This window comes from Brevundimonas sp. NPDC058933, assembly GCF_049315965.1.
Classification (GTDB): domain Bacteria; phylum Pseudomonadota; class Alphaproteobacteria; order Caulobacterales; family Caulobacteraceae; genus Brevundimonas.
Genome location: NZ_JBMOSL010000002.1, coordinates 23,670 through 48,739 on the forward strand (window position 1 = coordinate 23,670; position 25,070 = coordinate 48,739).

General features: G+C 68.4%; 22 protein-coding genes and 1 pseudogene. 12 read left to right on the forward strand and 11 right to left on the reverse strand.

Features of this window, described 5'->3' with window-relative positions; translation table 11 throughout:
• The first annotated feature begins 80 nt into the window (after nt 1–80).
• Together ACOZBP_RS06055 and typA are read left to right on the forward strand one after the other, a co-directional pair.
• Nucleotides 81–1,151 carry a YeiH family protein gene (locus tag ACOZBP_RS06055; protein ID WP_422675512.1) on the forward strand — a complete coding sequence of 357 codons (1,071 nt, stop codon included), beginning with the start codon at nt 81–83 and terminating at the stop codon, nt 1,149–1,151.
• 128 nt (nt 1,152–1,279) lie between these two features.
• Nucleotides 1,280–3,112: a translational GTPase TypA gene (gene typA, locus ACOZBP_RS06060; RefSeq protein WP_422675513.1), complete on the forward strand. Its 1,833-nt coding sequence runs from the start codon at nt 1,280–1,282 to the stop codon at nt 3,110–3,112.
• A 217-nt stretch (nt 3,113–3,329) separates the two neighbouring features.
• Here typA and ACOZBP_RS06065 read toward each other — a convergent pair whose 3' ends face one another.
• Nucleotides 3,330–4,994 carry a GNAT family N-acetyltransferase gene (locus tag ACOZBP_RS06065; protein WP_422675514.1) on the reverse strand — a complete coding sequence of 555 codons (1,665 nt, stop codon included), beginning with the start codon at nt 4,992–4,994 and terminating at the stop codon, nt 3,330–3,332.
• A 148-nt stretch (nt 4,995–5,142) separates the two neighbouring features.
• Between ACOZBP_RS06065 and ACOZBP_RS06070 the strand changes: the two genes are divergently transcribed.
• Nucleotides 5,143–5,598: a superoxide dismutase gene (locus tag ACOZBP_RS06070; protein WP_422675515.1), complete on the forward strand. Its 456-nt coding sequence runs from the start codon at nt 5,143–5,145 to the stop codon at nt 5,596–5,598.
• 72 nt (nt 5,599–5,670) lie between these two features.
• On the opposite strand, the gene ACOZBP_RS06075 is transcribed toward ACOZBP_RS06070, so the two are convergent.
• A complete protein-coding gene (locus ACOZBP_RS06075; protein ID WP_422675516.1) occupies nt 5,671–5,925 on the reverse strand; it encodes a GlsB/YeaQ/YmgE family stress response membrane protein in 255 nt (84 codons plus the stop codon).
• A 183-nt stretch (nt 5,926–6,108) separates the two neighbouring features.
• On the opposite strand from ACOZBP_RS06075, the pseudogene ACOZBP_RS06080 reads away from it, so the two are divergent.
• Together ACOZBP_RS06080 and hisN are read left to right on the forward strand one after the other, a co-directional pair.
• Nucleotides 6,109–6,360 (forward strand): annotated as a pseudogene (locus ACOZBP_RS06080) (helix-turn-helix domain-containing protein); the annotation flags it as partial.
• A 100-nt stretch (nt 6,361–6,460) separates the two neighbouring features.
• Nucleotides 6,461–7,243: a histidinol-phosphatase gene (gene hisN / locus ACOZBP_RS06085; RefSeq protein ID WP_422675901.1), complete on the forward strand. Its 783-nt coding sequence runs from the start codon at nt 6,461–6,463 to the stop codon at nt 7,241–7,243.
• On the opposite strand, the gene ACOZBP_RS06090 is transcribed toward hisN, so the two are convergent.
• The 3 genes from ACOZBP_RS06090 to ACOZBP_RS06100 all read right to left on the reverse strand — a co-directional run bounded on the left by ACOZBP_RS06090 (nt 7,240) and on the right by ACOZBP_RS06100 (nt 10,040).
• A complete protein-coding gene (locus tag ACOZBP_RS06090; RefSeq protein WP_422675517.1) occupies nt 7,240–8,265 on the reverse strand; it encodes an alpha/beta fold hydrolase in 1,026 nt (341 codons plus the stop codon). The two genes, hisN and ACOZBP_RS06090, sit on opposite strands and share 4 nt — an antisense overlap.
• Nucleotides 8,262–9,161, reverse strand: a complete 900-nt coding sequence (locus tag ACOZBP_RS06095) for a class I SAM-dependent methyltransferase (protein WP_422675518.1) — start codon at nt 9,159–9,161, stop codon at nt 8,262–8,264. Before ACOZBP_RS06095 ends, ACOZBP_RS06090 begins: the two co-directional genes overlap by 4 nt.
• A gap of 78 nt (nt 9,162–9,239) precedes the next feature.
• Nucleotides 9,240–10,040, reverse strand: coding sequence for a class I SAM-dependent methyltransferase (locus ACOZBP_RS06100; protein ID WP_422675519.1), 801 nt, complete (start codon nt 10,038–10,040; stop codon nt 9,240–9,242).
• A gap of 284 nt (nt 10,041–10,324) precedes the next feature.
• Between ACOZBP_RS06100 and ACOZBP_RS06105 the strand changes: the two genes are divergently transcribed.
• Nucleotides 10,325–10,801 carry an Hsp20 family protein gene (locus ACOZBP_RS06105; protein ID WP_422675520.1) on the forward strand — a complete coding sequence of 159 codons (477 nt, stop codon included), beginning with the start codon at nt 10,325–10,327 and terminating at the stop codon, nt 10,799–10,801.
• A 173-nt stretch (nt 10,802–10,974) separates the two neighbouring features.
• Here the strand turns inward: ACOZBP_RS06105 and ACOZBP_RS06110 are convergent, their stop codons facing one another.
• From ACOZBP_RS06110 to ACOZBP_RS06120, 3 genes are all read right to left on the reverse strand, one after another.
• Complete coding sequence (locus ACOZBP_RS06110) at nt 10,975–12,252, reverse strand: pentapeptide repeat-containing protein (RefSeq protein ID WP_422675521.1); 1,278 nt, start codon at nt 12,250–12,252, stop codon at nt 10,975–10,977.
• Between the two features lie 61 nt (nt 12,253–12,313).
• On the reverse strand, nt 12,314–12,937 hold the full coding sequence (locus ACOZBP_RS06115) for a bifunctional diaminohydroxyphosphoribosylaminopyrimidine deaminase/5-amino-6-(5-phosphoribosylamino)uracil reductase RibD (RefSeq protein ID WP_422675522.1): 624 nt from the start codon (nt 12,935–12,937) through the stop codon (nt 12,314–12,316).
• Nucleotides 12,934–13,647 carry a 2,3-bisphosphoglycerate-dependent phosphoglycerate mutase gene (locus ACOZBP_RS06120; protein WP_422675523.1) on the reverse strand — a complete coding sequence of 238 codons (714 nt, stop codon included), beginning with the start codon at nt 13,645–13,647 and terminating at the stop codon, nt 12,934–12,936. The genes ACOZBP_RS06115 and ACOZBP_RS06120 overlap by 4 nt, the downstream gene beginning before the upstream one ends.
• A gap of 195 nt (nt 13,648–13,842) precedes the next feature.
• Between ACOZBP_RS06120 and ACOZBP_RS06125 the strand changes: the two genes are divergently transcribed.
• The gene (locus ACOZBP_RS06125; protein WP_422675524.1) at nt 13,843–15,342 is read left to right on the forward strand and encodes a phosphomannomutase/phosphoglucomutase; all 1,500 of its coding nucleotides are present in this window, start codon (nt 13,843–13,845) and stop codon (nt 15,340–15,342) included.
• Between the two features lie 42 nt (nt 15,343–15,384).
• Nucleotides 15,385–16,686, forward strand: a complete 1,302-nt coding sequence (locus ACOZBP_RS06130; protein WP_422675525.1) for an FAD/NAD(P)-binding protein — start codon at nt 15,385–15,387, stop codon at nt 16,684–16,686.
• Here the strand turns inward: ACOZBP_RS06130 and glmM are convergent.
• On the reverse strand, nt 16,683–18,032 hold the full coding sequence (gene glmM / locus ACOZBP_RS06135) for a phosphoglucosamine mutase (protein ID WP_422675526.1): 1,350 nt from the start codon (nt 18,030–18,032) through the stop codon (nt 16,683–16,685). The two genes, ACOZBP_RS06130 and glmM, sit on opposite strands and share 4 nt — an antisense overlap.
• Nucleotides 18,033–18,227: 195 nt before the next feature.
• Between glmM and glmS the strand changes: the two genes are divergently transcribed.
• From glmS to ACOZBP_RS06155, 4 genes are all read left to right on the forward strand, one after another.
• Entirely contained in the window at nt 18,228–20,042 is a 1,815-nt protein-coding gene (glmS, locus tag ACOZBP_RS06140; RefSeq protein ID WP_422675527.1) for a glutamine--fructose-6-phosphate transaminase (isomerizing), read from the forward strand.
• 251 nt (nt 20,043–20,293) lie between these two features.
• Complete coding sequence (gene galU / locus ACOZBP_RS06145; RefSeq protein WP_422675528.1) at nt 20,294–21,172, forward strand: UTP--glucose-1-phosphate uridylyltransferase GalU; 879 nt, start codon at nt 20,294–20,296, stop codon at nt 21,170–21,172.
• A gap of 299 nt (nt 21,173–21,471) precedes the next feature.
• Nucleotides 21,472–22,695: an NAD-dependent epimerase/dehydratase family protein gene (locus ACOZBP_RS06150; RefSeq protein ID WP_422675529.1), complete on the forward strand. Its 1,224-nt coding sequence runs from the start codon at nt 21,472–21,474 to the stop codon at nt 22,693–22,695.
• Between the two features lie 8 nt (nt 22,696–22,703).
• Nucleotides 22,704–23,603 (forward strand): NAD(P)H-binding protein, encoded by a 900-nt coding sequence (locus ACOZBP_RS06155; RefSeq protein WP_422675530.1) that lies wholly within the window; start codon nt 22,704–22,706, stop codon nt 23,601–23,603.
• Between the two features lie 49 nt (nt 23,604–23,652).
• Here ACOZBP_RS06155 and ACOZBP_RS06160 read toward each other — a convergent pair whose 3' ends face one another.
• Nucleotides 23,653–24,276, reverse strand: coding sequence for an EipA family protein (locus ACOZBP_RS06160; RefSeq protein WP_422675531.1), 624 nt, complete (start codon nt 24,274–24,276; stop codon nt 23,653–23,655).
• 241 nt (nt 24,277–24,517) lie between these two features.
• On the reverse strand, nt 24,518–25,069 hold the full coding sequence (locus tag ACOZBP_RS06165; protein WP_422675532.1) for a TIGR00645 family protein: 552 nt from the start codon (nt 25,067–25,069) through the stop codon (nt 24,518–24,520).
• Nucleotide 25,070: the final 1 nt, after the last annotated feature.

The window sequence follows — 25,070 nt, forward strand, 5'->3', positions numbered from 1 at the left end:
CAATCAATCGCTTTTATCGATCATTAAATCCAGAACTATCCGTTGGAACGATCAGAGGTCGGAGCAGATGATGCGGCGACATGACGATCGCTCACCATCCGGTCCCCGCCCACGCCAGCCTGTTCGGTCCGCTGCACGGCATGGCGCGCCTGCTGCCCGGGGTGCTGTTGAGCGCCGGCATCGGCGCCATCGCCTTCGGCCTTCAACTGATCGAGACCGCCCTCTTTTCTCATCCGTGGATCGAGGGCCTGGTCATCGCCATCCTGTTGGGCGCCGGCCTGCGCCTCTTCTGGACTCCGTCCAGCCTCTGGACGCCGGGCGTTCAGTTCAGCGCCAAGACCCTGCTGGAGGTCGCGGTCGCCCTGCTGGGCGCCACCGTGTCCGGCGCCGCCGTCATGGCGCTGGGGCCCGTGCTGCTGCTGGCCATCGTCGGCGTGGTCGCCCTGGCCATCGTCGGCGGCTACGCCCTGGGTCGCGCCTTCGGCCTGCCGCCGGCCATGGCCCTGCTGGTGGCCTGCGGCAACGCCATCTGCGGCAACTCCGCCATCGCCGCCGTCGCCCCTGTGATCGAGGCCGAGGGTCAGGACGTGGCCGCCGCCATTGGTTTCACCGCCGTCCTCGGCATTCTTGTGGTTCTGCTGGTTCCCGCCGTCGGAGCGCTGATGGGTTTCGACGCGACCAAGGTCGGCGTCCTGGCCGGCCTGACCGTCTATGCGGTGCCCCAGGTGCTGGCCGCCGCCGCCCCTGCCGGCATGCTGGCCGTCCAGACCGGCGCCATCGTCAAGCTGGTCCGCGTCCTGATGCTGGGTCCGGTCTGTCTGGTGCTGGGCCTGATGCGTTCGGCCAAGGGGGAAGGCGGGGGGGAGGGCGCCAAGGGTCCCAAACTGCACCACATGGCTCCCTGGTTCATCATCGTCTTTCTGATCCTGATGGGACTGCGCTCGGCCGGAGCCATTCCCGAGGTCGTCCTCCCGCCGCTGCAGGCCGGGGTGACCGCCATGACCCTGGCGGCCATGGCGGGCCTGGGCCTGATGGTCGATCCGCGCGCCGTCGTCCGCGCCGGGCCGCGCGTGGCCGCTGTGGCTGCCCTGTCCGCCCTGTTGATCGTCGCGCTGGCCCTGGCGACCATCGTGCTCATTTTGCCCGCCTGACGCACAATCGAACCGCCCCGCTGGCCTTTCCGGCGATAGGGCTGTAAGAGGCGCCGCTTCCTTCCCGCTTTCCGCATCTTGCAGCGGCCCGGACTTCCGTGGCCGAACACAGTCCGCCCGAGCCCGAAATGAACCTTCGTAACGTCGCTATCATCGCCCACGTTGACCACGGCAAGACGACCCTGGTCGATCAGCTGCTGGCCCAGTCCGGCGTCTTCCGAGCCAATGAGGCGACGACCGAGCGCGCCATGGACTCGAACGACCAGGAAAAGGAACGCGGCATCACCATCCTGGCCAAGTGCACGTCGGTGCTCTGGAACGGCAAGGCCGGCGAAACCCGCATCAACATCATCGACACCCCCGGCCACGCCGACTTCGGCGGTGAAGTCGAGCGCATCCTGGGCATGGTGGACGGCTGCGTCATCCTGGTCGACGCCGAAGAGGGCGTCATGCCCCAGACCAAGTTCGTGCTGACCAAGGCGCTGAAGATGGGCCTGCGCCCCATCCTCTGCATCAACAAGGTCGACCGCGCCCACGCCGACCCGGACCGCGTCCACAACGAGACCTTCGACCTGTTCGCCGCGATCGGCGCGACGGACGAGCAGCTGGACTTCCCCCACATCTACGCCTCGGGCCGCAACGGCTGGGCGACGCTGGACCTGAACCAGCCCAACGACAACCTGGCCCCGCTGTTCGACCTGATCGTCGACCACGTGCCGCCGCCCGCCGTCCAGGCCAACAAGGACAAGCCGTTCCGCATGCTGGACGTGCTGATCGAAAGCGATCCCTTCCTGGGTCGCCTGCTGACCGGCCGCATCGAAAGCGGCAAGGCCATTCCCGGCATGGCGATCCACGCCCTTGACCGTGAAGGCAAGGAAATCGAGCGCGGCCGCATCACCAAGGTCCTGGCCTTCCGCGGCCTGAAGCGTCAGGCCCTGGACGAGGGCTCGGAAGCAGGCGACATCGTCGCCATCGCCGGCATGTCCAAGGCCACCGTGGCCGACACCCTGTGCGCCATGGAAGTGACCGAACCGCTGGACGCCCAGCCGATCGACCCGCCGACCATCTCCATGACCGTCTCGGTGAACGACAGCCCGCTGGCCGGCCGCGAAGGCGACAAGGTCCAGTCGCGCGTCATCCGCGACCGCCTGCTGAAGGAAGCCGAAGCCAACGTCGCCATCCGCGTCACCACGACCGAAGGCGGCGACGCCTACGAAGTGGCCGGTCGCGGCGAATTGCAGCTGGGCGTGCTGATCGAGAACATGCGCCGCGAAGGCTTCGAGGTCTCGATCTCGCGTCCGCGCGTGGTCTATCAGACCGGTGAGAACGGCGAGCGCCTGGAGCCCATCGAGGACGTCATGATCGACGTCGACGACGAGTTCACCGGCGTGGTCATCGAAAAGCTTTCGGCCCGTAAGGCCGAACTGGCCGACATGGGTCCGTCGGGCGCCGGCAAGACCCGCATCAGCCTGAAGGCGCCGTCTCGCGCCCTGATCGGCTACCAAGGCGAATTCCTGACCGACACGCGCGGTTCGGGCGTCCTGAACCGCGTCTTCAGCCACTATGAGCCTCACAAGGGCGAGATCGCCGGCCGCCTGAAGGGCGTGCTGATCTCGAACTCGGACGGCGACACGGCGGCCTTCGCCCTGTGGAACCTGGAAGACCGCGGCGTCATGTTCGTCGGCGCCGGCGAGAAGACCTACGAAGGCATGATCATCGGCGAGAACGCCCGCTGGGACGACCTCGACGTCAACCCGATCAAGGGCAAGCAGCTGACCAACGTCCGCGCCGCCGGCAAGGACGAGGCCGTTCGCCTGACCCCGCCGCGCCAGATGTCGCTGGAACAGGCCATCGCCTACATCGGCGACGACGAACTGGTCGAGGTCACGCCCAAGTCGATCCGTCTGCGCAAGCAGATCCTGAACCCCTCGTTCCGCAAGAAGCGTCAGCGCCCCGACTGAGGCTGACGACAATTCAGATGGAAGAAGGCGATCCGAAAGGGTCGCCTTTCTTTTTGGGGTCTACCGCCCTTCGGGCTGCTTGAGGCCCGCCCCCTTCACCGTCATCCCGGCTGCAGCGCAGCGGAGAGCCGGGACCGCCACACACTCGACGGTCAGCTCTTTCTGCGGTCCCGGATCGACCTTTCAGGTCGTCCGGGATGACGACGATAGAGCAGGCCTACTTCTTCAAACCCAGCAGTCCCAGCCAACCGCCGCTGGTCAGCAGGGCCACGTCCAGCAGGGCCAGCGCAAGCGGGGTCGTGGTCGAGGCGGCGATGAACTTGGGTCGCCAGACCGGACCGAACTTGCCCTTGTAGGCGCGCAGGCCCTGGAAGCCGTAGACAGCGCCGCCCTCCTCGAAGATCAGGGCGCCCACACGGGCGAAGACCGGAGCCAGGCGCCGGTTCTCCAGACCGGACAGGGGCGCCATCCCCAGATCCAGCCGCTTGAAACCCTCGGCCCGCGCCCACTGCGCCGTTCGGGTGAACAGATAGTCCATCACCCCGTGCGGGCCGTCCGGCGTGTGGCGCATCAGGTCAATCATCACCTCCTCGCCGCGGGCGCCCGCCAGCAGGTTGGCGAAGGCGACGATCTGACCGTCATGGCGCGCCACGGCGATGGGGGAGCGGTCCAGATAGGCGATGTCGAACCGCCCCAGGGAGAAGGCCTTCTCCGATCCATTGTGATGGTCCAGCCAGGCGTCCGACACAGCCCGCAGTTCCGCCTCCAGCGGTTGCGCGGCGCCTGGCGTCAGGACCTCGAACGTCGTGCCCTCGCGCTCGGCCCGGTTCACGGCGGTGCGCAGGTTCTGCTTGCCCTTGCCCTCGGTCGAGAAATGTTCGGCGTCGATCACCGCGGCCTCGCCGACCTTGCGCACGGCCATGCCTAGGGTCGCCAGGTCCGCCAGCATGCCTTCTCCCACCGAGTAGAAGACCGGCGCCCCGCCATAGCTGTCCGCCATCTCGGCGAAGGCCCAGAGCAGATCCAGCCGCTCCTCCCTCAGACCCGCCGCCTCGCCCATGGCGATCCACCGCCGCCCCCGAACGCGATAGGCGATGAAGCTCCGCCCCGAGGGACTGAACAGCAGGGCCTTGTCGCCCAGCAGGGCCAGGCCCGCTTCCAGGGTTGCGGTGTCGGCTTGCGCCAGAGCGGCGCGCGCCCGCTCGACATCCGACGGACTGGCCGGCCCGTGGCTGCGCGCGCCCGGCGCCGTCAGCAGCGATCGGACAGCCACGGCCAGGGTCAGGATCGCCAGGACCGCCCCCGCCCGCAGGAAGCCGGACGCCTGTTTGTCGGTCAGGAAGGTCCACCACAGCTCGTCGGTATAGGCGGTGTCGCGATAGGCGAAGAAGCCCAGCCACAGCATGGCCGCCACGGCGGCGGCCAGCATCAGCAGCCAGCCGGGACGCAGCGGCTCGCCCAGACGCGAGCGCCGATTGAACGCCGCTCGACACGGCAGCAGCAGGGCCGCAGCCAGCGTCAGCTCCGCCGCCTCCTCCCAGTCCAGCCCCTTCATCACGGAAAAGACCGCGCCCAGCATCAGGCCGAACAGGGCGGCGTAATAGGCCCCGCGCCGACGCCGCCACAGGCCTGCCGACACCAGCAACAGCAGGAAGCCCGTCACGCTGGCCGCGAAGTGGGACAGGTCGATCAGGATCGGCGCTGCAATCCGGTCCAGCGCCTGCAGCCGTCCGCTGAAGGCCGGGGTCACCGCCGACAGCAGCATGAGCGCGCCCAGGCAGAAGGAGGCCACGGCGAAGACCTGAGGCGTCAGCTCATAGGCCAGGCCGCCCAGTCTCTGGAGGATTCGTCCCAGGCCGCCCTGCCGTTTCGTGGTCGTCATTCTTCCTCTCGAACTCGCTGATTCGTCATAGAGCAGGAATCGGCCGTTTGGGGCGCTGAAAAGGTCATTTCTAGGCAGCTGAAACAATCTGAAATCTAGCGAGTTCACTATTTCGCGAGCGCCAGACTCGCTCACTCGGAGAGATTTTATGATCCGCAAGACCGCCCTGCTGACCGGCATCGCCGGCGCCTTCTTCATCGCCGCGCCTGCCTTCGCCCAGGACGCCACGACGCCGCAGACGCCCGAACCGGCTACGGCCGAGGCGGCCCCGGCTCAACCCCAAAGCCTGACCCTGACGCCCGGCTCCACCGTCAAGAGCGCTGACGGTTCGGAGCTCGGCAAGCTGGTCGGCGCCCAGAACGGCGCCGCTGGTCAGGAACTGACCGTTCGCGGCGCTGACGGTTCCGTCCGCGCAGTCTCGGTGGCCGGCATCCGTCCGGAAGGCGCCGACATCATCGTCAACGCCAGCCTGGCCGACTTCCAGGCCGCCCCCCCCATCGGCGGTCAGGCTCCGGCCGAAGCTGCGCCGCCGGCCGACGCCACGGATGCGACGCCGCCGGCCGAACCCGTCGAGCCGCCGACGGCTGACGAACCCAACACCTGATCGACTGCCCAAATAGAAGGGGCGGCCCTTGCGAGGGCCGCCCCTTTTGTCGTTCCGATCAGAAAAAGCGGGTCAGGCCCGCTTCTTGACCAGTCCCAGCAGGAACAACAGCAACACGGCGCCCAAGGTAGCGACGATGATGCCGACGATCCAGCTGCCGCCTGCGTCGAAGCCCAGCAGGTTGGCGAGGAAGCCGCCAAGCAGGGCCCCGATCACGCCCACGATCAGATTGGTCAGAAGACCGTGGCTGCGTTTCATGATCTTTTCCGCCAGCCATCCGGCGATAATGCCGATGATGATCCAGGCGATAAATCCAAATCCACTCATTCGTACCCTCCCATAAAGTCAGGCTTGATGCCGCGACCTTAATGCGCCGCGCGCTCAGGGGTTGCCATCGATTACGACAAGCGTCGCCGTTCGCGTTTCAGGCGAACAGGCACGGCGCTTGCGACACCGGGGTTGAGCCGTGCCGATCCGGCACAGCACAAACCGTCAGAGGGAGGGGCCGTCATGGCCGCCGACATCGATCTTCACCTGGGCCGTCGCCTGCGTCGCCGCCGCCGCCTGCTGGGCCTGACCCAGCAACAACTCGCCGTTCAGGTCGGGGTGCGCTTCCAGCAGATCCAGAAATACGAATGCGGCGCCAACCGCATTTCGGCCGCCCGTCTGTGGGAACTGGCCGAAGCGCTGGGAACGCCGGTCAGCTATTTCTACGACGGCCTGAGCGAGGCGAAGGAACGGACCGCCGCCGCCAGCCTCGAGCCGTTCGCCGCGCGCGACAACGGCCTGCACCCGGGCAGCAAGGCCGCCTGAGTCGTCGTCAACCCTCGCCCCATGACGGCGGGCAGTGTATCTCGCCGTCATGACCGAGCTGGAAGCCTTCGCTGTCGAACTGTCGCATGAGGCCGCGCGCACGGCCCTGCCCTATTTCCGTGGCGACAACGTCGAGGAAAACAAGGCGGGCCCGGGCGGCTTCGATCCCGTCACCGAGGCCGATCGCGCTGCGGAAGCCGCCATTCGTCGCCGGATCGCCGCGCGCTATCCCGAGCATGGCGTCATCGGCGAGGAGTATGGCGAAGACCGCCCGGACGCCGAGCATGTCTGGGTTCTGGACCCCATCGACGGCACCCGCGCCTTCATCGCCGGCCTGCCGCTGTGGACCACCCTGATCGCCCTTCGTCATGAGGGCGCGCCGCTGATCGGCGCCATCGGTCAGCCCTATCTGGGCGAGATCTTCCTCGGCGGCCCTTCAGGCGCGCGGCTGCTGCGCGACGGGCGCGAAACCCTGCTGAAGACCCGCGCCTGCCCGGCCCTGTCCGACGCCCTGATCGCGACCACCGATCCCGACATCTTCGTCGGCCCCGACCGCGAGGCCTGGACGCGGTTGCGCGCCTCGGCCCGCCTGGCCCGCCTCGGCTGCGACGCCTACGCCTACGCCATGGTGGCGGCGGGGCGGATCGACGTCGTCGCCGAGACCGAGTTGAAGATCTGGGACTGGTCGGCCCTCAAGCCGGTGATCGAGGCGGCCGGAGGGCGGGTCACGGGCTGGTCCGGTCAGACGCCGGACGGCGATGGCCGCATCCTGGCCGTCGGCGACGCCGGCCTGACGGATCAGGCCCTGGCGGTGCTGAACCCAGCCGTCTAGGCCGCGCCCTTCTCCGGCGGGGCGGTCGCCGCCTGACCTTCGGCCGGCGCAACGTATCCGGCCAGGGCGTCGAATTCGTCGAGGAAGACGCCACGCAGCGCATCCGCCTCCATGATCACCTCATGCAGCGCGCCCGCGACCTCGACGTAGCGACCCCGGCCCAGACGACGCGCGGCCCAGCGATTGGTCTGCTTCCACACCTTGTCGTCTTCGGCCGCCTGGACCACGCAGACCGGAATCTTGACCGCCTTCAGCGCGCGCGGCTTCAGCGCCCGCTCGCCCGCATCCAGAGCGAAGGCCAGCCAGCCCCAGGTCGGACCGCCGATAGCCAGGTGCGGGCAGGCGTAGAGCTGCTGACGCCACAGGTCGTATCGGTTCTGATCCGAGGTCAGGCCGTCCTTCTCGAAGGTGTGGTCGAAGGGGTCGTCGGCGTCATCCAGCACATAGTCGCCCGCCTTGCCGTGGCGCAGGCTCCAGCGCACCGCCAGCTTGACCGACCACATCGACCGCTTGCCGGTCTTGATGCGCAGCATGGGGCTCGAAAGAAGGGCGCCGGCGAAGCGGCTCTCCCCCGCCTCCAGCGACAGAAGATTCAGCGCCCCGCCCATCGAGTGGCCCACCATGATCCACGGCTTGGGCGCCCTGTCCTCATAGGCGTCGAGCAGGCGGGCGTAATCGTCCAGAAACTCCTCGACCGCCCGCGCATGCCCGCGCAACCGGTCCGGCAGCAGCCGCGCCGACAGGCCCTGGCCGCGCCAGTCATGGGCCAGAACGCAGAAGCCGCGCGCCAGGAAGTTGCCGATGACCTCGAAATACTTCTCGATCGGCTCGGTGCGGCCGGGGCTCAGCACCACCGTGCCGCGCGGCGTTCTGGCCACCATGGCCGACGGCGTCCACAGGGCGGCGCGCAGGCGAAGCCCGCCCGCGCCGCGGAACCAGTCGCCCTCTCCGCCAGGGGGGGAGGCGGCGCCGGGAACCCCCATCAGGGGCGCATGGGCGGCGAAGGCGGTGGCGCGGTTCACTCGGGCTTCCTGAACTTCAAGGTCATGCGATCGCTCTCGCCGATCGCGTCATACTTGGTGCGGTCGAACTCGGGATTGGCCGGCTGGCCCATGGGCGCCGTCAGGCGGACGGGCGCCAGGGTGTCGGCCCCGAAGGGGTGGTCCTTGGTGTCGGCCGGATTGGCGTTGATCTCGGACGCCTCGACGAAGACGAAGCCGGCCTCGGCGGCCAGCTGCTTGACGAAGGCCTCCTGCACATAGCCGTTGGCCGCCGCCGGATCCTGATCCTCGTCGGGTTGAAGCCGGTGCTGCTCAACCCCCAGCACGCCGCCAGGGCGCAGGGCGGCGAAGGCGTCAGCGAAGGCCTTTTCGGCTATGCCCGCCGCCATCCAGGCGTGGATGTAGCGCATGAACAGCACCAGATCGGCGGTCCCGGCGGGCGCCACCGGCCCGGTCGTGGGGCCGAACGCCGTGAACTGGACGTCCCCGTACAGCTTCTTGTCGGCCAGGATGCGGGCCTTCAGGGCGTTGTTGATCGCAACCTGGGCCGGCTCCGCCGCCGGCTCTTCGGCGAAGCCCGCCAGATAGAGCGTGCCGCCGCCCTTGTTCAGATAGGGCGCCAGAATCTCGACGTACCAACCGCTGCCCGGCCAGAAGTCCACGACCGTCATCCTGGGCTGAAGACCGAAGAAGCGCAGGGTTTCAAGCGGATGACGCCAGACATCGCGCGCCTTGTCGGTCGCCGAGCGCCAGGGCCCAGCCACCGCCCACTCCAGCGACCCCTCTGCCGGGCCGGCCGGTGCGGCGGGCGCCTGGGGCGCCGCCTTTTCTTCCTTCTTGCCGCAGGCGGCCAGCCCGGCGAAGGCGGCCATGCAGGCGCCCGCCAGGACCGCGCGTCGCGTCGATCGCTCAGACATGCGCGCCTCCCGGCGTCAGGATCATCATGACCTCGGGCTTAAAACGGTTCTTCCGCAGCGTCAAAACCGCAAACCTCATCAGTTCGCGATCTCGGGCTTGCGGAACCGCAGGGTCATGCGGTCGCTCTCGCCGACAGCGTCAAAGGCGGCGCGTTCCTCGGCCGTCAGGGTGCGGCCCGCGCGTTCCGAGGTGCGGACGGGAGGCAGGGTCCAGACCCCGAACGGATGATCCCGGTCGTCCTTGGGATTGGCGTTCAGTTCGCTGCGCGCTTCCAGCTCGAAGCCGGCGCGGCGCGCAGCGTGGATGACATAGCTTTCTGGGACATAGCCGGTCGAGGCGACATCAGCGATGTTCAGTCCGTCGACGCTGCGGTGCTGTTCGACGGCCAGGACGCCGCCCGGCTTCAACGCCTTGAAGAAGGCGGCCAGATAGGGGTCCGTGCGGCCGTCGCGCGACCAGTTGTGGAAGGCGCGGGCCACCACCACCATGTCGGCGGTTCCATCGGCCACGCCCATGCTCTCGGTCGGCTTGCCGACGGCGACGTAGCGCCCGCCGGTGGCGGCGGCGTAGGGCTCCAGGATATTGCGCCACCAACCGGCGCGGCCGGGCTCGATCTCGACCACGGTCAGGCCGGGCTGCAAGCCCCAGAAGGTCAGGGTTTCGAACGGATGACGCTGGCCGTCGCGCGCGCGGTCGGCTTCGGGCCGCGTCGTCGAGGCGATGGCCGCCTGAAGGGCGGCGTCTTCCTGGACCTGGGGCATCTCCATCGAAAGGCCCTGGCGATGTTGCAGGGCCGGCGGTTCCGGCGGCGCGTTCTGCGCGAAAGCGGGAGAGGCGAAGGCTGACGCCAGAAGGGCGGCGAGGACGAGGGGTCGCATGAGGGCTCCGGTCGGTCCTGAAAGAAACAATCCGTAACCCTTACGGCGCTTCGCGGCCTCGGCAAGGCGCGGATTGGGGCAAGCGACGATTTCGCGCGCCCCTCGCCCCTCTGGCCCCCTCTTGCGAAGCGAAAATGCGCCCCTACCTCTTCATCCGAGAGCGCCGGTTTCGGGCTCTCCAGACCTGCCGGGGCCGATTTCGGGCCGACGGGACTGAATCCCTCCGCCGTCCGGGGCCAAATCGCCGGGCGGCTCAACCTTGCTGAACCTCAGAAGGATGACCCATGCGTACCTATGATTTCTCGCCGCTGTACCGTTCCGCCGTCGGCTTCGACCGCCTGGCCCGCCAACTGGAAAGCGCTGCGCGCTCCAGCCAGGAAAACGGCTGGCCCCCCTATAACATCGAGACGACCGGCGAGAACGCCTATCGCATCGAAATCGCCGTCGCCGGCTTCTCGCCCGACGAACTGAACATCGAGGCCAGGGAAAACCAGCTAACCGTCACCGGCAAGAAGGCCGCCAACGACGATGCTGCGCCCCAGAAGACCTATCTGCATCGCGGCCTGGCCGAGCGCGACTTCGAGCGCCGCTTCCAGCTGGCCGACTATGTGGTGGTCAAGGGCGCCGACCTGTCGAACGGCCTGCTGACCATCGACCTTCAGCGCGAACTGCCCGAGGCGCTCAAGCCGCGCCGCATCGAGATCGCGACCGGCCAGGCCCTGATCGAGGGCAAGACGGACAAGGCGAAGAAGGCCGCTTAAGCGCAGCCGACGCCTGAAGAACCGAGAAGGGGCGGCGTTCGCGTCGCCCCTTTTTCATGCGCTCGATAATCCCGCTCATCCCCGCGGAGGCGGGGACCCAGTGCTTTGGCCGCACATGTTAAGCCTAGCGGGTCTCGCAGCTTCCCATCCAACCTCCGAGATAGCGTGCACCCTTAGGCCGCCGCCGCCTTCAGATCCGCCGGGTCCAGCCCGCGCGCGCCGCCGGTCTGGGCTCCGGTGAAATCGGCCTGCTTGACCTGGGCCCCGTGCATGACGGCGCGGCTGAGGTCCGCCCCCTTCAATACGGCCCGACGCAGATCGGCGCCCGACAGGTCGGCCCCGCGCAGAATGGCCCCCGACAGGTCGGCGGGCAGCAGCCGCTCCGGCCCCAGCATCAGGGGTCCCAACTGGGCCTCGCGCAGGTCAGAGCCGTTCAGCTTGGCCCGGCCCAGCCGCGCCCCGCGCAGATCGGCGCGCCGCAGATTGGCCGACCGCAGGTCCGCGCCTTCCAGTTGCGCGCCCTGAAGCTGAACCCCCTCCATGTCCAGGCCGTAGAAGACCGCCCCCTTGGCCGACAGGGCCGTCAGGTTCAGGCCGCGAATGGACTCCAGCGGGCGCAGGTCGACCCCGTCGAACACCGAGGGCTGCCCCTCGGCGCCGCCCGTCTCGCACCACTGGGCGTGATCGCGCAGCATTTCGGCGGCGGGCATGCGGCTGACGGATTCGCCGGCCGAGCGATTGTCCGTCAGCGTCCCTTCCATCTTGGCCCCGTCGGTGCGCCACATGGCGGCCTTGACCCCGACCAGGATGGCGTCGGTCAGATCCGCGCCCGACAGATCAGCCCCCGACAGATCCGCGCCCGCCAGATCGGCGCCGGTGAAGTTGGCCTGTTTCAGATTGGCCCGGACCAGCTTGCAGTCCTTCATGACGGCGTCGGTGAAATCGGCGGCGATGGCCACCATGCCGGTCATGCGCGAGCGTTGCAGGTTGGCCCCGACCAGGCTGGCGCCCTGGGCCTGGGTGTCGCCGCGCTTCTGGGCCTCGATGACACGAAAGCCCAGCTTGCCGTCCGCCGCCGCTATGGTGCCTTCCCGCAGGTCCGCCTCGAACAGGTCGGCGCCTGACAGGTCGGCCCCGCGCAGGCAGGCGCCGCGCAGATCGGCCCGGCGCAGGCTGGCCTCGGTCAGGTTGATGTCCTGCATGTCCGCGCCGAAGAAGTTGGCGTTGTCCAGCTTGGCCCCGGACAGATCGCAGTTGTGCAGACGCGCGGCGGCGAAGTCGGCGTCGGCCAGATTGCGGCCCCGCAGCGACAGTCCCGACAGGTCCATCCAGGCGAAAACGGCGCGCGCCCCGCCGGGCTTCGCCTGCCAAAGACGGTCGTGCTTGGCGCAGATCAGATCGACCTCGGCCTGGCTCAGTTTTCTACGGACAGGATCGGCAACGTCGCTCATGCCGCCAACATGGCTTACGGCCCATTAAGGAAGCTTTGCGGAAACAGGGGTTTCCGTGAGCCTATTCCGTCAGCAGGCCTTGTTCGCGCAAGGATTCAGCCAGTTCGCCCTCATTGGTCCAGAGCCGGGTGTAACCCGCCTCGCCCAGCCGATTCAGCTCGGTCGTCAGATCGGCGCGCGGCGCGGCGACGAAGCGACCGTCGAAGCCTTTTCCATCCTCGCTGACGCGGACCATCGGCCGCCCCGTTTCCAGGCGATGCAGGAAACCCTCGCACAGGACGGCGGCGTCTGCGGCCAGCAAGCCCGTCTCGACCGTCAGCCCCGACTGGCGCAGGCGCTCGGTGCCCCGCCCGGAGGCGAAGGGCGAGGGGTCCAGGGCGGCGATCACCACCCGCTCGACCCCGGCCTCGGCCAGGAAGTGGGCGCAGGACTTGCGACCGGATGAGCGCGCGCCGCAGGGCTCCAGCGTCACATAGGCGGTCGCGCCCTTCACGGCCTCGCCGGCGGCGGGGACGGCCTGTTCCTCGGCGTGCGGGCGTCCGCCCGGCGCCGTGGCGGCTTCGGCCAGCACGACCCCGTCCTTGACCAGGACGCAACCGACCGCCGGATTGGGCCAGGTCTCGCCCATGCTGGCCAGGGCCAGATCAATGGCCCGGCGCATGTGGACGGCGTCAGACGTGCTCACGCAATCACCGGCAGGGTTTGAGCCCGGCCTTCGTCCAGATAGCGGGCGGCGACCGGCTTCAGGTTCGCGTCCAGATCGATCTCCAGCGGGTTGCCGGTCGGGATCTCGACGCCGACGATCTGGTCGTCAGGCACGGAGAACAGCAGCTTGACGATGGCGCGCAAGCTATTGCCGTGGGCGGCGATCAGCACGTCCTCGCCCGCCTTCAGACGCGGCGCGATCTCGGCGTCCCAATAGGGGCGGACCCGGTCCAGGGTGGTCTTCAGGCTTTCGGTGTCCGGGATGGCCTTGCCGGCGTAGCGGGGGTCGGAGCCGAAATCGAACTCGCCGCCCGGCGCCAGCAGCGGCGGCGGCACGTCATAGCTGCGGCGCCAGATCTTGACCTGGTCCTCGCCGTGCCTGGCCGCCGTCTCGGCCTTGTCCAGCCCGGTCAGGCCGCCGTAGTGACGCTCGTTCAGGCGCCAGTCCTCGACCACCGGCACGTCCTTCAGACCCGCAGAATCGAGGGCCAGGGCGCCGGTGCGCTGCGCCCGCGTCAGCACCGAGGTGAACATGACCGCCGGCTTGAACCCGGCCGCAGCGATCAGTTCGCCGCCGCGCCGCGCCTGCGCCTCGCCCTCGGCGGTCAGATCGACGTCGACCCAGCCGGTAAAGCGGTTTTCCAGGTTCCACTGGCTCTGGCCGTGGCGCAGCAGGATCAGGCGGGGCATGGGCGTCTCCGTAAGGTCGTCTTCGCCTAGGCCGTGGACGCGGGCCTGGTCAAGGTTTCAGGATGCGGGAAAAGAATGCAGCCGCAACCTCCCCCGTGCGTTGTTGGCCTCTGCGGGGAGGCCCGCTATACCGCAAAGATTGCAAGCGGCTCGCTGAACCCCGTTCGCCTGTCTGTCCAAGTTCCAGGAATACTCATGTCGAAACCGCGCCAGGATATCCGCCCCAATACGGCGGAGTATGAAACCCTCCCCCTGGTGAAGCCGACCGGCTTCCGCGAATACGACGCCCGCTGGATCCTCGAGAAAGAGATCAACCTGCTGGGCATTCAGGCCCTGGGACTGGGTCTGGCCACCTACGTCCACGAGATCGGACAGCGCCCGCGCATCGCCGTCGGCCATGACTTCCGTTCCTATTCCCTGTCGGTGAAGCAGGCCCTGATCCTCGGCCTTCTGGAAGGCGGGATGGAGGTGGTCGATATCGGCCTGGCCCTGTCGCCCATGGCCTATTACGCTCAGTTCGCGCTGGACTGCCCCTGCGTGGCCATGGTCACGGCCAGCCACAACGAGAACGGCTGGACCGGCGTCAAGATGGGCGCCCAGGCGCCCCTGACCTTCGGCCCCGACGAGATCGGCCGCCTGAAGGAGATCGTGCTGAACGGCGAGGGCGTGGCCCGCCCCGGCGGCCGCGTCGAACGCGTCGAGGGCTTCCGCGAGCAGTATATCCAGGACGTGGCGTCGAAGGTGAAGCTGACCCGCCCGCTCAAGGTCGTCGCCGCCTGCGGCAACGGCACGGCCGGCGCCTTCGCCCCCGAGGTCCTGCGCCTGATGGGCGCCGAAGTGATCGAGATGGACACCGAGCTCGACTGGACCTTCCCCAAATATAATCCGAACCCGGAAGATCACGCCATGCTGATGCAGATGGCGGAAAAGGTGCGTGAAACCGGCGCCGACCTGGCCCTCGGCTTCGACGGCGACGGCGACCGTTGCGGGGTGGTGGACGACACCGGCGAAGAGATCTTCGCCGACAAGATCGGCCTGATGCTGGCCCGCGACCTTTCGGCGCTCTACCCCAACGCCACCTTCGTCGTCGATGTGAAGTCGACCGGCCTCTACAAGACAGACGCCGTGCTCGCCGCCAACGGCGCCGCCACCGTCTACTGGAAGACCGGCCACTCCTACATCAAGCGCAAGACCGCCGAGCTGGGCGCCCTGGCCGGATTCGAGAAATCGGGCCACTTCTTCCTCTCGGGCGATCTGGGCCACGGCTACGACGACGGCCTGGTCGCCGCGGGCGCCGTCCTGGCCATGCTCGACCGCAACCCCGGCAAGTCGCTGAGCGAACTCAAGTCCGCCCTGCCCGACGCCTGGACCAGCCTGACCATGTCGCCGCACTGCGACGACGAGCTGAAGTACGACGTGCTGGCGAAGATCGTGAAGGAATACGAGGATCTGGCCGCCGCCGGCGGCTCGATCCTGGGCCGCAGGATCGTCGAGGCCATCACCGTCAACGGCGTCCGCGTCCATCTTGAGGACGGCTCCTGGGTCCTGGTCCGCGCCTCCAGCAACAAGCCGGAACTGGTCGTGGTGGTCGAGAGCATGCGCTCGGCCGACGACATGCGCGACCTGTTCCGGAACGAGGTCAAGCCGCGTCTCGCCGCCCATCCCGAGATCGGCGCCTTCAATCAGGAAATCTGACCTGGATTTGACGGGCGGGCGGGGCCGAGGCGAAGTGCCGTCATGAGCAACGCCTTCCCCCTGCCTGTCGTCATCGTCGGCGGCGGCTTTTCCGGCGCCATGCTGGCCGCCCGACTGGCCGAGCGTGGACAGGCGTCTGTCGTCATCGATCGGAGCGACGCCTTTGGTCTGGGCGTCGCCTACTCCACGGCCCTCGCCGCGCACCGGCTGAACGTCCGCGCAGGCCGCATGAGCGCCGTCGCTGATCGGCCCGCCGACTTCGTCGACTGGCTGACGGCGCGCCATCCCGACCAGGCCGATCCCAACGGCTTCGCGCCGCGTCGCCTCTACGGCCTCTACCTCCGCGACCGCCTGGCTGCGGTTGAGGAAGCCCGTCCGGACCTGATCCGGCGCGTGACCGGCGCGGTTGTCGCGGTGGACGGCCTGACCGCCGTTCTGGCCAGCGGCGAGCGTGTCGAGGGTCGGGCGATCGTGCTGGCCACCGGCAATCCGGCGCCGCGCACGGCCGCACAGGGCGGGCGCATCATCGCCGATCCCTGGGCTCGCCAGGCCCTGGCGCGCGTCCAGCCCGGCGACGACGTCCTGATCCTTGGCGCAGGTCTGACCATGGTCGACGTCCTGCTGATGCTGGAGGCGCAGGGCTGGCGCGGGCGGGCGGCCGCCTTGTCGCGACGCGGTCTTCTGCCCCGCGCTCACGGGACCCGGCACGACGCCCCGCTCGCCTTGCCGCCCGAGGCCCTGACCGGCCCTCTGTCGGCCCGGCTGGCGACGGCGCGGCGCCTGGCGAAGACCCACGGGTGGCGGCGGCTGATGGAGGGCTATCGCCCGATCACGCTGGACCTGTGGCGGGCGGCGACCGAGGTTGAGCGTCGGCGCTTTCTGCGTCACCTCCGCCCCTGGTGGGACGTCCACCGCCACCGCATAGCGCCCGAGATCGCAGACGAACTGGACGGCCTGATCGCGAGCGGCCGCCTGACGGTTCGCGCCGGCCGCGTCCTTGCAATGGAAAGCACCGACACCAGCGCCTCCCTGCGGCTGGCGACGCGCGGCGGAACCGAACACGCCCTGTCGGCGCCCTGGCTGATCGACTGCACCGGTCCCGGCCATGACGCCGCGACGGCGCCGCCGACCGCCGCCCTGATCGCTTCGGGCCGCGCCCGCCTCGCCGCCTCGGGGCTCGGGCTCGATCTCGACGCCGAGGGACGCGTCCGCCACGCCGACGGCGCGCCGGATCCGGCGCTCTACGTCCTCGGTCCGCCCGCGCGCGCGGCCTTCTGGGAAACCGTCGCCGTGCCCGACATCCGTCAGCGCATCGAGGCCCTGACGGAACGCCTGGCGATCTAGCCCGCCGCCTTCACCGCCGCGGCCACGTCGGCGACCACGCGTTTGACCAGGGCCTCGTCGTCGCCCTCGGCCATGACGCGGATCAGTTTCTCTGTGCCCGACGGCCGAACCAGCAGGCGGCCCGAACCGCTCAGGGCGGCTTCCGCCTCGGCCATGGCGGCCTTGACGTTCGCATCGTCCAGCGGCTTGCCGGCGGTGTAGCGCACGTTCTGCAGCAGTTGCGGCACCGGCTCGAACTGGCGCGCCAGCTCGCTCATCGGCACGCCGGTCTCGACCAGAACCGCCAGAACCTGCAGGGCGGCCATCAGGCCGTCGCCGGTCGTGGCGTGGTCCTTCAGGATGATGTGGCCCGACTGCTCGCCGCCGATGTTGAAGCCGCCGGCGCGCATCCGCTCCATGACGTAGCGGTCGCCGACCTTGGTCCGCTCCAGCGTCAGGCCTTCGGCCTTCAGCTTCCGCTCCAGACCCAGGTTGGACATGACGGTGGCGACCACGCCGCCGCCGGTCAACCGACCGCGCCTGGCCCAGTCCAGACCGACCAGGGCCATGATCTGATCGCCGTCGACCACATGGCCCTTTTCGTCGCAGATGATGACCCGGTCGGCGTCGCCGTCGAGCGCGATGCCGATGTCGCAGCGATAGCGCTTGACCGCCTCCGACACCGTCGCCGGATAGGTCGAACCACAGTCGGCGTTGATGTTCAGGCCGTTCGGCTCGACGCCGACGGGGAAGACCTCGGCCCCCAGCTCATAGAGGGTCGTCGGCGCCACCCGGTAGCCGGCGCCGTTGGCGCAGTCGATGGCGATGCGCAAGCCCTTGAGGCTGAGGCTCTTGGGGAAGGCCGACTTGGCGATCTCGATATAGCGGGGCGGGGCGTCGTCGATGCGCTTGACCCGGCCCAGCTTGTCCGAGGGCGCCAGGTCGTCGTTCAGCCCGCCGTCCATCAGGGCCTCGATCTGCAGCTCGATCTCGTCCGACAGCTTGTAGCCGTCCGGCCCGAACAGCTTGATGCCGTTGTCGGCATAGTCGTTGTGCGAGGCCGAGATCATGATGCCCAGGTCGGCGCGCATCGACCGTGTCATCATGGCCACGCCCGGCGTCGGCAGGGGCCCGAAGGTGCGCACGTCCATGCCGACCGAGGCCAGACCGGCGACTAGGGCCGGTTCGATCATATAGCCCGACAGCCGCGTGTCCTTGCCGATCACCACCAGGTGACGCCGGTCATCGTCGGTGCGGAACAGCTTGCCCGCCGCCAGTCCGACCCGCAGCGCGACCTCGGCCGTCATCGGATGGCTGTTGGCGCGCCCGCGAATGCCGTCGGTTCCGAAGTATTTTCTCTCGCCCAAGGGCGTCGTCCTTTGATGGCGGGGCGCCGGACGGTTTGCAAAGAAACCTTCCGAAACCCATTTTTTGATGTCGCCGGCCTTCGCTTCCCCTAGACGCAAGATCACAGGGCGAGACGGGCTGAACCCTCTCGCTTACCCCTTACGGCGGCGTCGCGCAAAGCGAGACCGCCTCGCCCCTTCACCGGAGCAGACCTCATGTGCGGCATCATCGGCATCACGGGCGCAGGCGCCGTTGTTCCCCGTCTGATCGACAGCCTGAAGCGGCTGGAATACCGCGGCTATGATTCCGCCGGCATCGCCGCCGTGGTCGACGGCCGTATCGAGCGCCGCCGCGCCAAGGGCAAGATCCGGGAACTGGAAGCCGTGCTGGCCGCCGAACCCCTGTCGGGGACCATCGGCATCGGCCACACCCGCTGGGCCACCCACGGCGCCCCGACCACCGCCAACGCCCACCCGCACAAGGCAGGCCGCGTCTGCCTGGTGCACAACGGCATCATCGAGAACTTCGCCGAGTTGAAGGCCGAGCTGGAAGCCGAGGGCCGTGTCTTCGAAAGCCAGACCGACACCGAGGTCGTCGCTCACCTGCTGGACCACAGGCTGGCGGCGGGCCTGGCCCCGTTGGACGCCTTCAAGGCCACGCTGGACCGGCTGACGGGCGCCTACGCCCTGGCCGTCCTGATCGAGGGTGAAGACGATCTGATCCTGGGCGCGCGTCGCGGCAGCCCCCTGGTCGTCGGCTGGGGCGAGGGCGAGATGTACCTGGGTTCGGACGCCCTGGCCGTCGGTCCCTTCACCCAGAAGATCTCCTATCTGGAAGAAGGCGACTATGTCGCCATGACCCGTTCGGGCGCGCACATGTTCGACGCGCACGGCCGCCCCGCCGACCGCGCCGTGGTCCAGGTCTCGGCCTCGTCCGCCATGGTCGAGAAGGGCGCCTATCGCCACTTCATGGAGAAGGAAGTCCACGAGCAGCCCGACAGCGTCCAGCACACCCTGTCGGAATACCTCGATCTGGTGACCGGCACGGCCAAGCCGCAGAGCGTGGACTTCGCCACGGTCGACCGCCTCCAGATCATCGCCTGCGGCACCGCCTTCTACGCCGGCCAGATCGGCAAATACGCCTTCGAGAAATATGCGGGCCTGCCCTGCGACGTCGAGATCGCCTCGGAGTTCCGCTACCGCTCCCCGGCCCTGACGCCGGGCACGGTCGCCGTGGCCGTCAGCCAGTCGGGCGAGACCGCCGACACCCTGGCCAGCCTGACCTGGTGCAAGGCGCAGGGCCTGAAGACCGCCGCCGTCGTCAACGTCCACACCTCGTCCATGGCCCGCGAGGCCGAGGTCCTGTGGCCGACCCACGCCGGGCCGGAGATCGGCGTCGCCTCGACCAAGGCCTTCACCGCCCAGGTCTCGGCCCTGCTGGCCCTGGCCGTCGCCGCCGGCGTGGCGCGCGGCCGCATCGACGCGACGCGCGAGGCCGAACTGGTCAAGGCCCTGTTCGAGGCTCCGCGCCTGATCGCCGAGGCCCTGCAGATGGACGGCCAGATCCGCGCCATCGCCCTCGACCTGGCCAAGGCCACCGACGTCCTCTTCCTCGGCCGGGGCGCCATGTTCCCCCTGGCCATGGAGGGCGCGCTGAAGCTGAAGGAGATCAGCTACATCCACGCCGAGGGTTACGCCGCAGGCGAGCTGAAGCACGGCCCCATCGCCCTGGTGGACGAGAAGACGCCGATCATCGCCCTGGCCCCCCTGGACGAGGTCTATGAGAAGACCGCCTCCAACCTGCAGGAGGTCGCCGCCCGCGGCGGCCCCGTCGTCATGATCGCCCCCGCGACCGCCCCCGCCCCGCACGGCGCCGGCATCCGCCGCGTCGACGCCCCCGACTGCCACCCGCTGATCGCGCCCCTGGTCTATGCCGTGCCGGTGCAGTTGCTGGCCTATTACACAGCGGTCCAGAAGGGCACGGACGTCGATCAGCCGCGCAACCTGGCCAAGTCGGTGACGGTGGAGTGACCCGATAATCCTTCTCCCCTTGCGGGAGAAGGTGGGCGCCGGAGGCGCTCGGATGAGGGGTGTGAGCGCCGCCCATCCGAAGCCGTCTCCCCCAAGCGGACATCTCGCTAGGCCGTCGCGCCGACACCCCTCATCCGGCCTGCTCCGCAGGCCACCTTCTCCCTCAAGGGGAGAAGGGCAAGATTTGCGACGTTTGGAACCGTCACGGTTTACGCCTATTAAAGCAGCCCAACGGCTGTTCAGGACGACTGATGACGACTTCCCCCGCACGCCTTCGCAAGGCGGTTCTCCCCGTGGCCGGCCTGGGCACCCGCGTCCTGCCGGGCACCAAGACCACACCGAAGGAACTGCTGAACGTCGTCGATCGCCCCATCCTGTCCTACATCGTCGAAGAGGCGCGCGAGGCGGGGATCGAGCACATCGTCTTCGTCACCGGTCGCGCCAAACAGGCCATCGAGGACTATTTCGACCACCAGATCGAGCTGGAGGCCCAGCTTCTGGCCAAGGGCAAGACCGAACTGCTGGAGGCCATGAACGCCGAACTGGCCACGGCCGGCGAGATGAGCTTCACCCGCCAGATGCAGCCCAAGGGCCTGGGCCACGCCGTCTGGTGCGCCCGCGACATCATCGGCCACGAGCCCTTCGCCGTCATCCTGCCCGACGTCATCGTCGATTCTCAGCCGGGCGCCCTGAAGCAGCTGGCGGACCTCTACGCCGAGGTCGGCGGCAACCTGATCGGCGTCGAAGCCGTGCCGGAGGCCGACACCCACAAGTACGGCATCATCGACCCCTCGTCCCAGGACGGCCGCCGCTTCGCCATGAAGGGGATGGTCGAGAAGCCCGCCAAGGGCACGGCCCCCTCCAATATGTCGATCTCGGGCCGCTATATCCTGCAGCCGGAAATCTTCGACCTGCTGGAAACCCAGGAAAGCGGCGCCGGCGGCGAGATCCAGCTGACCGACGCCATGGACCGGCTGATGAAGACCCAGACCTTCACCGCCTATGAATATGAAGGCGTGACCCACGACTGCGGCGACAAGATCGGCCTGCTGCGCGCCAATGTCGCCCTGGCCCTGAAACGCCCCGACCTGGGCGAAGCGACACGGGCGGCGATCACGGCGCTGCTTTAACGTCCTTCTGCCCCTTGCGGGAGAAGGGCCGGCCTCAACGCTTCAACGCGCATACCCAGCCCTGAAAAACCTCGCCCTTTCAACATCCATCCCTTCGCCGGCCCCATTCGGCGCGCCCTACCCACCCGGCGCTCGACAATGACCGCCCGCCCCGACATGCCGTCCGATTTCAGACTATTCAGACGAATTGGACTCTGTTTTTCCCCACGCTTCGCTTTTTCCCCCGCCCAAGCGCCACGCTTTCGCCCCCTCGCGCGTTCGGCTAGGCAGTAAGCGAAGACGAGACGAAGGTTCGACTGATGCGCGTGATGATCCTGGGCGGCGATGGCTTCTGCGGCTGGCCCACGGCCCTGCACCTGTCGGCGCGCGGCTGGGAGGTGCTGATCGTCGACAACCTCAGCCGTCGCAACATCGACAATGAGCTTGAGGTCCAGTCCCTGACGCCCATCCGCACCATGGGCGAGCGCATCGCCGCGTGGAAAGAGGTCTCGGGCCGCACCATCGACTTCGTCAATCTGACGGTGGGCAAGGAGTTCGACCGCCTGGTCGCCTTGATCAAGGACTGGGCGCCCGACAGCGTCGTCCACTTCGCCGAGCAGCGGGCCGCCCCCTATTCGATGAAGTCCGCGCGGCACAAGCTCTACACCGTCGACAACAACCTGAACGCCACCAACCACCTGCTGGCCGCCATCGTCGAGAGCGGTCGGGACGTCCATCTGGCCCACCTGGGGACCATGGGCGTCTATGGCTACACCACGGCGGGTCTACGCATCCCCGAGGGCTATCTGAAGGTCACGGTGGACACCGATTTCGGCCCGACCGAGCAGGAGATCCTGTTCCCGCCGAACCCCGGCAGCATCTATCACATGACCAAGACCCAGGACGCCCTGCTGTTTCAGTTCTACGCCAAGAACGACGCCCTTCGGATCACCGACCTGCATCAGGGCATCGTCTGGGGCGCTCAGACCGAGGAAACGAAGCAGGACGAGCGCCTGATCAACCGGTTCGACTATGACGGCGACTATGGCACGGTGCTGAACCGCTTCCTGATGCAGGGCGCGCTCGGCTATCCGCTGACGGTGCACGGCTCGGGCGGTCAGACGCGGGCCTTCATCCATATCCAGGACACGGTGCGCTGCGTCGAGCTGGCGCTGAAGAACCCGCCGAAGTCGGGCGACCGGGTCAAGATTCTCAACCAGATGACCGAGAGCCGCCGCGTTCGCGATCTGGCGCAGATGGTGGCCGCCATGACCGGCGCCGAGGTCCACAATGTGCCGAACCCCCGCCAGGAGGCCGACGAGAACGAGCTGGTCGTCGCCAATGACCAGTTCCGCGATCTGGGCCTGAAGCCCATCACCCTGGCCGAGGGCCTGTTGACGGATGTCACCGACATCGCCCGTCGCTATGCCGATCGCGCCGACCGGACCAAGATTCCTTGCGTCTCCAGCTGGAACGGCAAACGCGCCGAAGCGCTGCAGTCGAGGGCGGGGGACGCCCCCCCTGCCGTCGTTCAAATCGCCTGACCGGATCCATGACCCAGCCTGCCCCCGCCGCAACTTGCCTGCTCGTCTTCGGCGGCGGCTATCTGGGGCTCGAAGCGGCGCGCGAGGCGATGCGACGCGGCGACCGCGCGATCGCCACCTCGCGCGATCCGGAGCGACGCTCAGAACTGACGGCGGCGGGCGTCATCGCCGTCGATCCGACCGACGCCGCAGCCTTGCAGGCGGCCGTATCGGACGCCTCGGCCATTCTGATCACCGCCGCGCCCGACGGCGCCGGCTGTCCCGGTCTGAAGGCCCTGGTCCCGGCGCTTGCCGCCTCGGGCGCCTATCCTGACTGGATCGGCTACGTCTCATCAACCGCCGTCTATGGCGACCGGGCGGGCGGCTGGGCCTTCGAGGACGACGAACTGAACGCCGCCAGCCTGGAGGGCGCCCGCCGCGTGCGAGTCGAACAGGACTGGCTGGACGCGGGGCGCGGCATGGGGCTGACGGTGCAGATCTTCCGCCTGCCCGCCCTCTACGGCCCCGGCCGCTCGCCGCTGGACCGCCTGCGCGACGGGACGGCGCGCCTGGTGAAGAAGCCCGGCCAGGTCTTCAACCGCATCCACGTCGAGGACGCCGTCGCCGGGGTCTTCGCCTCCATGGCCCGCCCGCATCCCGGTCGCGCCTACACCCTGGCCGACGACGAGCCGGCTGCGGCGGACGAGGTGATCCGGGGCGCGGCGGCCCGCCTGGGCCTGCCCCTGCCGCCCGAAGTCAGTCTGGACGACCCGTCGGTGTCGGACGCCATGAGGCGTTTCTACAATGACTCGAAGCGCCTCTCGAACGCCCGCGCCAAGGCCGAGCTGGGCTGGCGGCCGAAATACCCGACCTGGCGCGAAGGATTAGAGAGCATCCTCGCAGCGTCCTCGCCGCAAGCGCGCCCTTGAGCGCTCAAGCAGCGAGCCGCCGCGCGGCGCGCGGTAGCGCCCTTCTTCCTTAGAAAGGCAACAAGTTCCGCTGACGGCTGTAGCTCATGGTGCCGACATTGGCGCCCAGGCGCAGGCCGACGCCGGTGCGGATGGGGGCCAGGACGATGCCGTCCGCACGCTGGTAGTTCACGCCCAGACCGGCGACCAGATAGGCCGAGCCCTCGACGCCGGGGTAGCGGCGATAGAGCATGTCCGGGTGATAGAGGCCGTAGACCAGCGTGAAGACCCGGCTGGCGTTGCCCCCCACGTCCCAGCCGATAGAGGCGCCCTGCCAGAAGACTTCCTGAGAGGCCGACAGGTCCTTCATGTGCAAGGCCCCGCGGCCGTAGCGCACGCCGACGACGGCGGCGCCGGCGGCTTCCTCGCCGGCGATATAGGCGGTGGGGCGGTCGCCCTGCTCGGCGAAGACGCGCTCCAGCGCCGAGCCCATGGCCTCGGCGGCGATGCCCATTTCACGCGACCCGGCCGAGACCAGTTCGTCGAAGGTATAGGCCTGGGCCGTCTGGTCCGAGGCGATCGGATAGGCAGGGTCGGTCGGCTGGCGCGTGGAGGCGCAGGCGCCAAGGCCCACGGGCAGGGCGCCGGCGGCGGCGAGACCGAGGCTGGTGCGGATCAGTTGGCGGCGATGCATGTCGAGGCTCCTGACAGAGGACGGTGCGCCCATCGTCGCGGGCTTGGCCTACCGTCCGTGTCTTTTGCGGCAGCCTTGGGGCTTTAAGGTTAACCGAACCTTGCTTGGCTGTATTCCCCGCCCCGTCCAAGCCGATCAAGGCTTCGTCAGCAGCCACTCGCCTCCGGAAGGCTCCAACATCGCGGGCCTCAAGTAGCGCGAAGCGCGATAGGCCCCAAAAAGAAAACGCCAGGGCGGAGCCCTAGTGCTTGTCCGTCTTCGCCGCGATCCAGTCCATCAGCGCCAGCAGCACGCCCGAGGCGACGAAGGTCAGGTGGATGATCACCGCCCACATCAGACCGGCCTCGTCCAGCGGCACGCCCGGCTTGCCGATGTTCATGAAGCTCTTGAGCAGATAGATGGCCGAGATCGCCACGATGGAGGCGATCAGCTTCATCTTCAGACCCGAGAAGTCCACGGTGCCCATGCAGGGCGGGCGATCCACATGGTTCTCGTCCAGGTCCAGCTTGGAGACGAAGTTCTCATAGCCGGAATAGATGACGATCAGCAGCAGGTTGCCCGCCAGCGACAGGTCCACCAGGCTGAGGATGGCCAGGATGGCGCCGTCCGACTTCATGTGGCCTTCGCCCATGACGAAAGCTTGCGGCACGTAATAGATCAGTTCCCGGACGAAGACAGCCAGCAGCATGATCAGGGCCGCGACCAGCCCCAGGTAGAAGGGCGCCATCAGCCATCGCGCGCGGAACAGGCTGCGCTCGAACTGAACCTCGGCCCAGGGCTTCTTGTCCGCCATG